The 12,804-nt window shown below is 72.6% G+C and carries 13 protein-coding genes and 1 pseudogene; 7 read left to right on the forward strand and 7 right to left on the reverse strand.

What is annotated here, in order from left to right; genetic code table 11:
* Positions 1 to 216 (forward strand): annotated as a pseudogene (locus L0B03_RS06835) (A/G-specific adenine glycosylase); the annotation flags it as partial.
* Positions 213 to 1,136, forward strand: a complete 924-nt coding sequence (locus L0B03_RS06840) for an aminoglycoside phosphotransferase family protein (RefSeq protein WP_250445039.1) — start codon at positions 213 to 215, stop codon at positions 1,134 to 1,136. The pseudogene L0B03_RS06835 and the gene L0B03_RS06840, both read left to right, overlap by 4 nt.
* Before the next feature lie 47 nt (positions 1,137 to 1,183).
* Here L0B03_RS06840 and L0B03_RS06845 read toward each other — a convergent pair whose 3' ends face one another.
* Both L0B03_RS06845 and L0B03_RS06850 read right to left on the reverse strand, forming a co-directional pair.
* The gene (locus L0B03_RS06845) at positions 1,184 to 1,678 is read right to left on the reverse strand and encodes an amino-acid N-acetyltransferase (RefSeq protein ID WP_250445053.1); all 495 of its coding nucleotides are present in this window, start codon (positions 1,676 to 1,678) and stop codon (positions 1,184 to 1,186) included.
* A gap of 79 nt (positions 1,679 to 1,757) precedes the next feature.
* Positions 1,758 to 2,717: a sugar-binding transcriptional regulator gene (locus L0B03_RS06850; RefSeq protein ID WP_250445041.1), complete on the reverse strand. Its 960-nt coding sequence runs from the start codon at positions 2,715 to 2,717 to the stop codon at positions 1,758 to 1,760.
* Between the two features lie 221 nt (positions 2,718 to 2,938).
* On the opposite strand from L0B03_RS06850, the gene L0B03_RS06855 reads away from it, so the two are divergent.
* From L0B03_RS06855 to L0B03_RS06870, 4 genes are all read left to right on the forward strand, one after another.
* Complete coding sequence (locus L0B03_RS06855) at positions 2,939 to 4,753, forward strand: glycerol-3-phosphate dehydrogenase/oxidase (protein ID WP_250445043.1); 1,815 nt, start codon at positions 2,939 to 2,941, stop codon at positions 4,751 to 4,753.
* Positions 4,754 to 4,863: 110 nt separating this feature from the next.
* Positions 4,864 to 5,598, forward strand: a complete 735-nt coding sequence (locus L0B03_RS06860) for an MIP/aquaporin family protein (RefSeq protein ID WP_250445045.1) — start codon at positions 4,864 to 4,866, stop codon at positions 5,596 to 5,598.
* A 76-nt stretch (positions 5,599 to 5,674) separates the two neighbouring features.
* A complete protein-coding gene (gene glpK, locus L0B03_RS06865; RefSeq protein WP_250445046.1) occupies positions 5,675 to 7,192 on the forward strand; it encodes a glycerol kinase GlpK in 1,518 nt (505 codons plus the stop codon).
* A gap of 352 nt (positions 7,193 to 7,544) precedes the next feature.
* Complete coding sequence (locus L0B03_RS06870) at positions 7,545 to 8,390, forward strand: NAD(P)-dependent oxidoreductase (RefSeq protein ID WP_250445047.1); 846 nt, start codon at positions 7,545 to 7,547, stop codon at positions 8,388 to 8,390.
* Between the two features lie 76 nt (positions 8,391 to 8,466).
* Here the strand turns inward: L0B03_RS06870 and L0B03_RS06875 are convergent, their stop codons facing one another.
* From L0B03_RS06875 to eda, 3 genes are all read right to left on the reverse strand, one after another.
* A complete protein-coding gene (locus L0B03_RS06875; protein WP_250445048.1) occupies positions 8,467 to 9,237 on the reverse strand; it encodes an SDR family NAD(P)-dependent oxidoreductase in 771 nt (256 codons plus the stop codon).
* 130 nt (positions 9,238 to 9,367) lie between these two features.
* Positions 9,368 to 10,468 (reverse strand): sugar kinase, encoded by a 1,101-nt coding sequence (locus L0B03_RS06880; RefSeq protein ID WP_250445049.1) that lies wholly within the window; start codon positions 10,466 to 10,468, stop codon positions 9,368 to 9,370.
* A gap of 70 nt (positions 10,469 to 10,538) precedes the next feature.
* Positions 10,539 to 11,165: a bifunctional 4-hydroxy-2-oxoglutarate aldolase/2-dehydro-3-deoxy-phosphogluconate aldolase gene (eda, locus tag L0B03_RS06885; protein ID WP_250445050.1), complete on the reverse strand. Its 627-nt coding sequence runs from the start codon at positions 11,163 to 11,165 to the stop codon at positions 10,539 to 10,541.
* Between the two features lie 216 nt (positions 11,166 to 11,381).
* On the opposite strand from eda, the gene L0B03_RS06890 reads away from it, so the two are divergent.
* Positions 11,382 to 11,630, forward strand: a complete 249-nt coding sequence (locus L0B03_RS06890) for a hypothetical protein (protein WP_250445051.1) — start codon at positions 11,382 to 11,384, stop codon at positions 11,628 to 11,630.
* Here L0B03_RS06890 and L0B03_RS06895 read toward each other — a convergent pair.
* A complete protein-coding gene (locus L0B03_RS06895; RefSeq protein ID WP_250445052.1) occupies positions 11,611 to 12,462 on the reverse strand; it encodes an IclR family transcriptional regulator in 852 nt (283 codons plus the stop codon). The genes L0B03_RS06890 and L0B03_RS06895 overlap by 20 nt on opposite strands.
* Positions 12,463 to 12,555: 93 nt before the next feature.
* Positions 12,556 to 12,804, reverse strand: a 249-nt coding sequence (locus L0B03_RS06900; RefSeq protein WP_284501477.1) for an NAD(P)-dependent oxidoreductase, incomplete at its 5' end; no start/stop codon positions are given.

Here is a 12,804-nt window from a genome sequence, read left to right on the forward strand (position 1 = left end):
CACCTGCTGCGGCGGCGCAAGCAGGCCTGGGAGGGCACCGACCGGCAGGTGCGGGGACGGGTCATGGCCCGGCTCCGGGACGCGGACCACCCGGTGCCCGCGGCGGTCCTGGCGGACGTGAGCCTCGACGCCGTGCAGCGCGCCCGGGTCCTCGCAGGGCTCCTCCTCGACGGCCTCGTCGAGGAGCTCGACGACGGCTACCGGCTGCCCGGATGAGCATCCCGATCCCCGCCGGGCTGCTGGCCCTCCCCGACCACGGGCCCACGTGGCAACCGTGGCTCGACGGCGTGCCGCGCGTGCTCGAGGAGGTGCTCGACGACTGGTCCCTGACGCCCGACGGCGCCCCGGGCCACGGCGAGTGCGCCCTGGCCGTGCCGGTCCGCACCGAGGACGGCGAGCCTGCGGTCCTCAAGCTCGGGTGGCCGCACGAGGAGTCCGACCACGAGCACCTCGCCCTGCGGCACTGGCACGGGCAGGGCGCTGTGCACCTGCTCACGGCCGACCCGCGACGCGGCGCGCTCCTCCTCGAGCGCGCGAGCACCACCGGCCTGGGCTCGATCGACGCGGTCGAGGCCTGCGCCGTCGTCGGCGGTCTGTACCGCAGGCTGCACCGGCCGGCCCTGCCCCAGCTCAGGCCGCTGTCAGGCCTGGCGGCCGACTGGTCCGTCCGGCTCCTGGCCCTGCCCCGGGACGCTCCGGTGCCGCGACGCCTCGTCGAGCAGGCCGCCTCCCTCGCCCGGTCCTTCTCGCGGGCGGAGGGAGTGGACGACCGGATCGTGCACACCGACCTGCACTACGCGAACGTGCTCGCGTCCACCCGGGAGCCGTGGCTCGCCATCGACCCCAAGCCCCTGGCCGGGGACCCGGCCTTCGAGGTCGCCCCGCTGCTGTGGAACCGGTGGGCCGAGGTGGTCGCGACGGGCGAGGTGCGCTGGGCCGTGCAGCAACGGTTCTGGTCGGCGGTGGACGCGGGCGGCCTCGACCCGGACCGGGCACGGGACTGGGCGGTGGTGCGCGAGGTGGTCGCCGTGCTGTGGTGCCTCGAGGCCGCGGGCCGTGACGACCGCGCCCTGACCTCGTCCGACCGGGAGTGGATCACCCGGGCGGTCACCATCGCCAAGGCCGTGCAGGACTGACGGCCCGCACCTGGGTCCGGCACCTGCGCTCGCCGACGTCCCGGCACTCAGGGCATCTCGAGGAGCATCCGGGTGTTGCCGAGGGTGTTGGGCTTGACCCGCGCCAGGTCGAGGAACTCGGCCACGCCGTCGTCGTGCGAGCGGAGCAGCTCGACGTACACGTCGGCGTCGACCGGGGTGCCGTTGATGGCCTCGAAGCCGTGCTGGCGGAAGAACTCGACCTCGAAGGTCAGGCAGAACAGGCGGCGCAGCCCGAGGTCCTGCGCCCGCGCGACCAGGGCGTCGAGCAGGGCGTGCCCCACCCCGCGGCCCCGCCACGCGCGGTGCACCGCCAGGGTGCGCACCTCGGCGAGGTCGGTCCACATGACGTGCAGCGCGCCGCAGCCGATCAGGGCGCCGGTCTCGTCCTCGGCGACCATGAAGTCCTGCACGGCCTCGTAGTAGCCGACCAGCTCCTTGGCCAGCAGGATGCGCTCCTGCGCGTAGGGCTGGACCAGGTCGCGCAGCTGGGGCACGTCACGGGGCAGGGCCGACCGCAGCACGTAGGGGGGTGTCGACGGCTCAGCCACCGGCACGGCCAGGTCAGGGATCTCATCAGGCACGCACCAACGCTAGAGCAGATCAGGGCACGACGGCGGCCGGCAGGTCGACCAGGGCCGCGGCGGTGACCTCGTCGATCACCAGGTCGGTGACGGCCCCCGCCGCGAGCGCAGCGCGCAGAGGGGCGACCTTGTTGTCCCCCGCGACGGCGCACACCCGGCGCGGGATGCGGCGGAGCTCGGTGGGCGTGGGGCCGGTCGCGCGGGCGTTGAGGGCGACGTCGGCGTAGCTGCCGTCAGCTCGCAGGAAGACGGTGCAGACGTCGCCGACGACCCCTTCGTCGTGCAGGAGCGTGACGTCCTCGGCGTCGAGGTAGCCGGCCGAGTACACGTGGCTGGGGACCCCGCCGCTCACGGCGCCCACGCTGAACAGCGCGATGTCCGCCCGGCGTTGGACGTCCAGGACGCGACGGATCGACCGTTCGCGCCACATCGAGGCCTTGGTCTCGGGGTAGTCGAAGAAGGCGGGCACCGGGAAGTGGTGCACCGCGGCGTCGAAGGCGCTGCCGAACCCGGAGATCAGGTCGCTCGCGTACTCGACACCGCTGGTGCGGGTGTTGGCCGCGCCGTTGAGCTGGACGACGGAGCTGCCGCGGGTGGCCTTGGGGGTCAGGTTGCGTCCGATCGCCGCCAGGGTGGTGCCCCACGCGAGGGCGAGGACCATCTCGGAGTCGAACCACGAGCCGATCAGCTTGGCGGTGGTCAGGGCGACCTGCTCGAGGCGTTGGAGCTCTGTCGCGGAGTCCGGCACGGGCACCACGTAGGCCTCGATCGCGTGCTCGCGGGCGATCGTGCGACTCAGTCCGGGGGCGAGAGTTCGTGCAGGGCGGATGGTGATCTCGACCAGACCGGTCTCGCGGGCCCGCTTGATCAAGCGGGAGACGGTGGACCGCGAGGTGCCCAGGTGCCGGGCGATCACGTCCATCGTCATGTCCTGCAGGTAGTACATCGACGCTGCTCGCAGCACGTCCTCGCGCTCCATCGCGCTCTCCGCCCTCTCGTGGGTCGACGGCGGCCTCGGCCGCTCGGTCCCCCGGCGCACCAGTGTTGCACGTTCGTGCACTCCGGTTGCGCGTTCGTTCTCCCCGTGGAAAACATAGGACAAGTCGCGCGGCCGGCTGCTTCGTGAAGCCCCGTCCTCGGAGGTCTCCCACAAGAGTCACCGCGCACCGCGGAGCGCCATCGTGCGTCAAGGAGGACGAAGTGAAGACAGCCGCCCTGACCCCGGAGTCCAGGACCAAGGCCCTCGACGCGCTCGACGCGTCGTCGACCGACGGGAACGAGCTCGACGTCCTGGTGATCGGCGGCGGCGTCACCGGCGCCGGGGTCGCCCTCGACGCCGTGACCCGTGGCCTGCGGGTCGGCCTCGTCGAGGCCCAGGACTGGGGCTCGGGGACCTCGAGCCGGTCCAGCAAGCTCGTCCACGGCGGGCTCCGCTACCTGCAGATGCTCGACTTCCACCTGGTTCACGAGGCCCTCACCGAGCGCGACCTGCTGCTCAAGCGGATCGCCCCGCACCTGGTGCGCCCGGTCTCCTTCCTCTACCCCCTCGAGCACAAGGTCTGGGAGCGGGCCTACGTCGGCGCGGGGGTCGCCCTCTACGACACCCTGGCGAGCCTCGCGCCCGGCAACCGGGCGATGCCCTGGCACCGGCACCTGAGCCGCAAGGGCATGGAGCGGATGTTCCCCGACCTGCGGCACGACGCCGCCGTCGGCGCCGTCCGCTACTGGGACGCGAGCGTCGACGACGCGCGCCTGGTCAGCACCCTGGTGCGTACGGCAGCCTCCTACGGGGCGCACGTCGCGAGCCGCACCCAGGTGGTCGAGCTCACCCACCGCGGGACCGGCGCCGTCAACGGCGCGGTGCTCGCCGACCTCGAGACCGGCCGCCGGGTCACCGTCCGGGCCGACCAGGTCATCAACGCGACGGGCGTGTGGACCGAGGAGACCGAGGCCCTGGCCGACGCCGACGGCGGTCTGCGGGTGCTGGCCTCCAAGGGCGTGCACATCGTCGTCCCCCGCGACCGGATCCGCGGCGACGTCGGGCTGATCCTGCAGACCGAGAAGTCCGTGCTCTTCGTCATCCCGTGGTCGCGGTACTGGGTGATCGGCACCACCGACACCCCGTGGGAGCAGGAGCTCCAGCACCCCGTGGCCACCGCGGCGGACATCGACTACGTGATCGACCACGCCAACACGGTGCTCGCGCGGCCCCTCACCCGGGACGACGTCATCGGCACCTGGGCCGGCCTGCGGCCGCTGCTCCAGCCCGGAACCAAGGAGGGCACCTCCTCGGCCAAGGTCTCCCGCGAGCACACGGTCGCCTCCCCCACCCCGGGGCTGACCGTCGTCGCCGGGGGCAAGCTGACCACCTACCGGGTCATGGCGGTCGACGCCGTGGACTTCGCCCTCGGCGGCCGGGCCAAGCAGCTCCCCTCGATCACCGACCGGATATCCCTGGTGGGCGCCGAGGGGCACGCCGTCCTGCAGCGCCAGAGCCGGCGGATCGCCTCGACCTACGGGTGGAGCCGGGCCATGGTCGACCACCTGCTGCACCGCTACGGGTCGCTGCTCACCGACATCACCGAGATGGTCGACGCGGACCCGTCCCTGGGCCGCCCCCTCGAGCACGCCCCGGCCTACCTGCGCGCCGAGGTCGCCTACGCGGCCAGCCACGAGGGCGCCCTGCACCTCGAGGACGTCCTGCTGCACCGCACCCGTCTCGTCTACGAGCAGTCGGACCGCGGCCTGGGCGCGATCGAGGAGATCGCCGACCTGGTCGGTGAGCGCCTCGGCTGGGACGACGCGACCCGCCAGGCCGAGATCGACTCCTACCGGGCGCGGTGCGAGGCCGAGGAGGCCGCCTCCCACGAGACGGACGACGCCGGCGCGGAGGTCGCGCGTCTGGCCGCCGAGGACATCACCCCGTTGATGCCCCTGGGTGGCTCGGCCGACGGCGGGACCAAGCCGGGCTCCTCCCCCCACGACCGCGGGACCGCAGGCCCTGCCGGGACCTGAGCTCCCCAGACCGACCTCCCGGGCGCCCTGCCCGTGAGGCCCTCGACCCTCCGGGTGCCTGCCCGGAGAGCACGTGACAACGACGTCTCGCTGACGAAACGAGGAATGCCATGGACCCCAGTCTTCTCGATGTCTTCATCTCGGAGATCATCGGCACCGGACTGCTGCTGCTGCTCGGTGCCGGTGTCGTCGCGACCGTCCTCCTGCCGAAGTCCAAGGGCTTCAACGGAGGCTGGTTGCTGATCAACTTCGGGTGGGGGCTCGGCGTCTTCGCGGGCGTGTTCGCCGCGTGGAAGTCCGGCGCGCACATCAACCCCGCCGTCACCGTCGGCCTCCTGGCCAACGGGGTGGACGAGTACGCCACCGGCGTGTCCGTGACGGTCGCCTCGACCCTGGTGTACTTCGCCGGTCAGCTGATCGGCGCCTTCCTCGGCGCGGTGCTCGCCTTCCTGGCCTTCAAGCCGCACTTCGACGAGGAGCTCGACGCGGCCTCCAAGCTCGGCGTCTTCGCGACCGGCCCAGCGATCCGCTCGTACGGCTGGAACCTCGTCACCGAGATCATCGGCACCTTCGTGCTGGTGTACATCGTGATCCAGTTCGGCAACACGCCCAACGAGCTCGGCCCGCTCGCGGTCGCCCTGCTCGTCGTCGGCATCGGCGCGAGCCTCGGCGGGCCCACCGGGTACGCCATCAACCCGGCCCGTGACCTCGGGCCTCGCATCGCCCACGCGCTGCTGCCCATCAAGGGCAAGGGCTCGAGCGACTGGAGCTACGCGTGGGTGCCGATCGTCGGCCCCCTGATCGGCGGCGCCATCGCGGGCCTGCTCGCCGCTGCTGTCGCCTGACCCGTGCGGACCCTTCCCTCCGGGCCCCCAGCGGCCCGCACGACCACCACCACCCACGACGACGTGAAGGACTGACATGGCTGACTACATCCTTGCCATCGACCAGGGCACGACCAGCTCGAGGGCGATCGTCTTCGACCACTCCGGGTCGATCCACTCGACCGGCCAGCTCGAGCACGAGCAGATCCTGCCCCGTGCCGGCTGGGTCGAGCACGACGCCCAGGAGATCTGGACCAACGTCCGCGAGGTCGTGGGCCTGGCCCTGACCCGCGGCAACCTCACCCACGAGGACATCGCGGCCGTCGGCATCACCAACCAGCGCGAGACCGCCGTCGTGTGGGACCGCACCACGGGCAAGCCCGTGTACAACGCGATCGTCTGGCAAGACACCCGCACCCAGAAGATCTGCGACGAGCTGGCCGCCCTGGGCGGCGGGGCCGAACGCTACAAGGAGAAGGTCGGCCTACCCCTGGCGACCTACTTCTCCGGGCCCAAGATCCGCTGGATCCTCGACAACGTCGACGGCGCGCGGGAGAAGGCCGAGGCCGGGGACCTCATGTTCGGCAACACCGACGCCTGGGTGCTGTGGAACATGACCGGCGGGGTCAACGGCGGTGTGCACGTGACCGACGTGACCAACGCCTCGCGCACCATGCTCATGGACGTGCGCACCCTCACCTGGGACGAGGAGATCGCCGCCGAGATGAAGATCCCGGTGTCGATGCTCCCCGAGATCCGCTCCTCCTCCGAGGTGTACGGCAAGGGTCGCAAGGGCGGCATGGTGCCCGGGGTCCCGATCGCCGGGATCCTCGGCGACCAGCAGGCGGCCACCTTCGGCCAGGCCTGCTTCGAGGTGGGCACGGCCAAGAACACCTACGGCACGGGCAACTTCATGCTGCTCAACACCGGGACCGAGCCCGTCCCGTCCAAGAACGGCCTGCTCACCACCGTCTGCTACAAGATCGGCGACGCCCCTGCGGTCTACGCCCTCGAGGGTGCGATCGCGGTGACCGGGTCGTTGATCCAGTGGCTGCGGGACAACCTCGGCATCATCAAGGACGCCGCCGAGAGCGAGACCCTCGCCAAGAGTGTCGAGGACAACGGGGGCGCGTACTTCGTCCCCGCGTTCTCGGGGCTGTTCGCCCCGCACTGGCGCTCGGACGCCCGCGGTGCGCTCGTCGGGATGACCCGGTACGTCAACAAGGGCCACATCGCGCGGGCCGCCCTGGAGGCCACGGCCTTCCAGACCCGCGAGGTGCTCGACGCCATGAACGCCGACTCGGGCGTGGACCTGACCGAGCTCAAGGTCGACGGCGGCATGATCGCCAACGAGACGCTCATGCAGTTCCAGGCCGACATCCTCGGCGTCCCCGTGGTGCGGCCGAAGGTCGCCGAGACCACGGCCCTCGGCGCGGCCTACGCGGCCGGCATCGCCGTCGGGTACTGGGAGGGCGAGCAGGACGTCATCGACAACTGGGCCGAGGGGCAGCGCTGGGAGCCCTCCATGGACGAGGCCGCGCGGGAGAAGACCTACCGCAACTGGAAGAAGGCCGTCACCAAGACCCTCGACTGGGTCGACGAGGACGTGGACTGAGCCTGGTGGTCTGACCTCCGAGTCTTGACCTGCAGCGAATCACCTGCAGCGCGTCACCAGAAGCCCCGCCGCCCCTGCGCGGCGGGGCTTCTGCGTGCCCCGCCGGCACTCCGTCCGCCCCCTCGCGCTCTCCCACCCCGCACTCCCGCCCCGCCCGTCGTCGAGTGGTCACTTCTTGCCGCTACCCGTGGTGGGCGATGCAGCAAGAAGTGACCACTCGACAGCGGTGAGGGGGCGCGACGCGGCTGCGGGCGCTCAGCGGCGGGCGGCGAGGGTCTCAGCAGGGGACCGGGGTGGGCCTCCGCGGGGTGGTCGCGTGCGGGGGCGGGCGCGGGGCGCAAGGATGGGGCCCATGACGACGATCGCTGTGACAGGGGCGTACGGCAAGGCAGGGCGAGCGGTGGTGGCCGATCTGCTCGAGCACGGCTACGAGGTGCACGCGACAGACCTCACCGGTCCGCCGGGGGCCGACGCCGGCCTCGGGACCGACCTGCTGGTCGCGGACCTCACCGACTACGGGCAGGCCTTCGAGGTGCTCTCCGAGGCCGACGCCGTGGTCCACCTGGGCAACATCCCCGCCCCCGGCCGCGCCACGGCCCCCGAGACCCTCAACCGCAACACCGCGATGAACCAGAACGTGTTCCTCGCGGCGGCTCGGCACAACCTGCGCAAGGTGGTGTGGGCCTCGAGCGAGACCACCCTGGGCCTGCCCTTCGACGTCGCGCCGCAGTACGCGCCGGTCGACGAGGCCCACTTCCCGGTACCGACCTCGACCTATGCGCTGTCCAAGGTGCTCGGCGAGGAGACCGCCCGCCACGTGCAGGCGTGGAGCGGCATCCCCTTCCTGGGACTGCGGCTGTCGAACATCCACCGCCCCGAGGACTACGCCGCCGTGCCCGGCTACTGGGGCGACGCGCAGCTGCGGCGGTGGAACCTGTGGGGCTACGTCGACGTGCGCGACGTCGCGCAGGCCTTCCGCCTCGGCCTGGAGGCCGAGACCGACGGGTCGCAGAACGTCATCATCGCCGCGGCCGACACGATCATGAACCGTCCCTCGGCCGATCTCATGGCCGAGGTCTTCCCCGAGGTGGAGCGCACCCGCGAGGTCGGCGAGTTCGAGACCCTGCTCTCGATCGACGCCGCCCGCGAGCTCATCGGGTACGCCCCCGCCCATTCCTGGCGCGACCACGTGGGCTGAGGCCACAGGTTCGGCTGGAGTCGCGGGAGGCGCTGAGGCCGCAGGACGCGCTGCGGCCTCAGCAGCCCCGCGTGGCTCAGTGGAACCAGGTGCCGCCGTTCACGTCGAGCACGGTCCCGGTGCTGAAGGATCCGGCCGCTGAGGCGAGGAACAGCACCGCGGCCGCGACGTCCTGCGGGCGACCGGGGCGGGCCAGCGGGGTGCCCGCCACGGCGGCACGCTGCCCCTCCTCGGGGGTGAAGGTCGCGTGGAAGGGGGTCTCGCCGATGAACCCCGGGGCGATCGCGTTGACCGTGATGCCGCGCGGGCCGAGCTCCTTGGCCAGGCCGCGGGTGAACCCGTCGAGGGCTGCCTTGGAGGCGGCGTAGGCCACGGCGCCCGGGCCGCCGCCGTTCTGCCCGGCGAGGGACCCGATCGAGACCACCCGACCGCCGTCGGGCATCGCCGCCAGGGCCGCGCGGGTCACGTAGAAGGTGCTGGTGAGGTTGACGTCGATCACGGCGTGCCAGTGCTCGTCGGTCATCTCGGCGACCTTCTGCCGCCCGACCAGGCCGCCGGCGTTGTTGACCAGCACGTCGATCCCCCCGCCGAGGGCCTCCACGGCCTGCCCGACGACGGCGGTCACCGCGGCGCCGTCCGTCGCGTCGAGCTCGAAGGCCACGGCGCGACGCCCCAGGTCCTCGATCTCACGGACCACGTCGGCGGCGTCGTGCGAGCGGTACGTCACGGCGACGTCGGCCCCCGCACGGGCGAGGTCGAGGGCGACGGCGCGGCCGATCCCGGTGCCTCCACCGGTCACCAGGGCGCGCTTGCCGGTCAGGTCGATCAGGGCTGCGGTCTCAGTCATGGGTTCTCCTTGATCAGAGGACGACCCCCGCGGAGCGCCTGCGAGAACGCTCTGCGGGGGTCGTCGTCGACGGCCGGCCGAGGGCCGGACGGGTGGGGGGTGGTTCAGCCTGCGACCACCGGGGGTCGGCTCAGCGGTCCACGCGGGCGCTGCCGCCGCCGGCCAGCTTGAGGACCTCGGCCTTGGTGACCATGGTCGTGTCCCCCGGGGTGGTCATGGCCAGGGCGCCGTGGGCAGCGCCGTACTCGACGGCGGTCTGCAGGTCCTGGCCGTCGAGCAGGCCGTAGACCAGGCCCGAGGCGAAGGAGTCCCCGCCACCGACGCGGTCCATGATCTCGAGACGCTCACGGTGGGCGGACTGCACGACGCCGGTCTCGCGGGACCAGGCCAGGGCGCCCCAGTCGTTGACGCTGGCGCTGTGCACGGTGCGCATCGTGGTGCCGATGACCTGGAAGTTGGGGTAGGCCGCCGCAGCGGTCTCGATCATCGCGGCGAACTTGTCGACCTCGAGGGCCGAGAGGTTCTCGTCGACGCCCTCGACCTCGAAGCCGAGGCTGGCCGTGAAGTCCTCCTCGTTCCCGATCATGACGTCGATGTGCTTCGCGATCTCCTTGTTGACCTCCTGCGCCTTGGCGTGGCCGCCGATCGACTTCCACAGGCTGGGGCGGTAGTTCAGGTCGTAGGAGACGACCGTGCCGTGCTTCTTGGCCGCGGTCACGGCCTCGATCACGGTCTCGGCCGAGCTCTCGCTCAGGGCCGCGAAGATGCCCCCGGTGTGCAGCCACCGCACGCCGAGCTCACCGAACAGGTGGTCCCAGTCCACGTCACCGGGCTTCATCTGGGAGGCCGCGGTGTGGCCACGGTCCGAGACCCCGACGGCGCCGCGCACGCCGAACCCGCGCTCGGTGAAGTTGAGCCCGTTGCGGACCTCACGGCCGATGCCGTCGAAGGGGACCCACTGGATGAACTGGGTGTCGAGCCCACCGGTGAGGATGCAGTCCTCGACGAGGCGCCCGATCTCGTTGTCGGCCAGAGCCGTCACGACCGCCCCGCGCAGCCCGAAGGCCCGACGCAGACCACGGGTCACGTTGTACTCCCCGCCGCCCTCCCAGGCGCGGAACTGCCGCGAGGTGCGGATGCGACCCTCGCCCGGGTCGAGGCGCAGCATGACCTCACCGAGGGAGACGGCGTCGTAGCGGCACTCGGCCGCGGGGCGGATGGTCAGGGCCATGGTCAGGCTCCTTCGTCTGGGATGGCTGGGGTGGGCGTGGGCCCGGTACTCCCGGGCGGGGGCCGGACGGTCAGGCGTCGAGCAGCGCGACGGCCTCGGCCGTGAGCTGGGTGATGCCCGCGAAGTCGCCGGCCTTGATCTTGTCGCGGGGGACCATCCACGAGCCGCCCACCGCGGCGACCGCGGGGATGGCCAGGTACTCGTGCAGGTTGGCCGGGCCGACGCCGCCGGTGGGCACGAAGGTCACGCCACCGAAGGGGGCCGCGAGGGCCTTGATGGCGGGGGCGCCGCCCGAGGTGCCGGCCGGGAAGAACTTGACGGTGCTCAGGCCGAGCTCGAGGGCCGCCTGGATCTCGGTCGCGGTGACCGCGCCGGGCAGGGCGAGGACGCCGTGCTCGCGGCAGCGCTCGACGACGGCCCGGCTCAGGCCCGGCGAGACGACGTAGGAGGCGCCGGCGGCGACCGCCCGGTCGACCTGCTCGGCGTTCAGCACGGTGCCGGCGCCCACGAGGATGTCGCCGCGGTCGGCCATGGCGCGGATCGAGTCCTCGGCCGCGGCGGTGCGGAAGGTGACCTCGGCGACCGGCAGACCGCCCGCGACCAGGGCGCCGGCCAGGGCATCGGCGTCGGCGGCGTCGTCGAGGACGACCACGGGGACGAGGCGCGCGGCGCCGAGGGCAGTCAGGGTGTCCGTCATCGTGGCATCCATTTCGCTAGGCGGAATGCGTGTGTCGCTCTCCGAAATACAGGATGCCACGAGTGGCGCTCAGGCTCAAGGGCATCAGGCACCGATGCGCCTCGGGCACCTCGCCCGCCTAGCCTGGAGAGCAAGATCAACGAGGCGCAGCACCCATCGCTCGACCATGGCGACGACGACGACCACGACACCGACGACGACGACGAGAGAGGCGACATGGCACGACACCCGATGGCCCGACGACACGCACGCCCCGCCGCCCTGGGCGGCACGCTCTACGCGGTCTTCTGGATGGTCGTGCTGGCCCTCCGCGAGCCGGGCACGCCCGTCCTCGGCATCGTCCTGACCGGCCTGCTCGGCGGCGTCGTCTTCGGCCTGCTGGAGTTCCTGGTGCTGTACCGCACCGGCATCCGGCGGCACCGGCACGAGCCCCAGCCCCGAGGGCTCACCGACCAGGGATCGTGATGCCCTCCGGCAGGTGGGCCGGCAGCACGGCCCGCATCTGCTCGCGCAGCCAGGCGACCCGGTCGGGCGTCATGCGCTCCGCCGGCGCCGTGATGCTCACCGCCGCGACCGCCGAGCCCGAGCGCAGCAGCGGGACCGCGAGGCAGCTGATGCCGACCTCGTTCTCCTGGTCCTCGGTGGCGTAGCCGCGCTCGCGGGCGCGCTCGAGGACCGCCCAGACGTGGTCGGCGTCGACCCCGGCCCCGTCCCCCGCCGCGCGGACGTACCCGGGCAGCAGCGAGCGGTCGGTGCGGCGGTGCGACAGCAGGGCCCGTCCCAGGGCGGTGGTCACCGCGGGGCTGCGCCGACCGATGGCCGACCACACCCGCAACGACCGGTCCGGCTCGACCTTGTCGAGGTAGACCACGTGGCTGCCCTCGAGCACCCCGAGGTGGACGAGCTCCTCGGCCGCGGCGCACAGGGCGACCAGGGCCGGGTGCAGCAGGGCGGGCAGGTTCTCGTCGCTCAGGTAGTCGTCGGCCAGCTGGGTCGCCGAGGGCCCGAGCCGGTAGGCGCCCGACGTCGAGTCCTGGGTCACGAAGCCGCGGTAGCGCAGCGCGGCGAGGGTGCGGTGCACCGTGGTCTTGTTGAGCCCGAGGCCGGTGGCCAGGTCGGCGAGGACCGCCCCGCGTGCGCCCGCGCGGGCGAGGGCCTGGAGGACGAGCAGAGCGCGGTCGACCGCCTCGACCGGGGAGCCCTGCGCCCCGGCCACCTCCCCCGCTCCACGCGTGGACGCACCCGACGTCGGGCTCACCGTCGTCGGGCTCACCACCGTGGGGTCGGCTCGGTCCATGCGGCCCACCCTACGAGCCGCGCGCGGTGCCGAGACCGGGCCCTCGCCGTCGCGCCGTCGTCGGACCGCTCAGGTGTCCGCGTCGCACACCCCTCAGCCGTGCGTCGGCCAGGTCACGTCCAGGGCTCGCGGGTTGAGCGGGTGCGCCGGCCGCCGGCCGTGGGCGACGTCGATCAGCGCGCCCAGGCAGCTGCTCGCGACGTCGCGGGTGAAGTCCTCGGTCCAGCACAGGGCGTGGGGGGTCACGATGACGTTCGGCAGGCGCAGCAGGGGGTCGCCGGGCAGGGGCGGCTCGGGGTCCAGGACGTCGAGCCCGGCCCCGGTGATGCCGCCCTCCGCGAG

Origin of the sequence: Actinotalea sp. C106 (assembly GCF_023630195.1) — a bacterium.
Taxonomy (GTDB): domain Bacteria; phylum Actinomycetota; class Actinomycetes; order Actinomycetales; family Cellulomonadaceae; genus Actinotalea.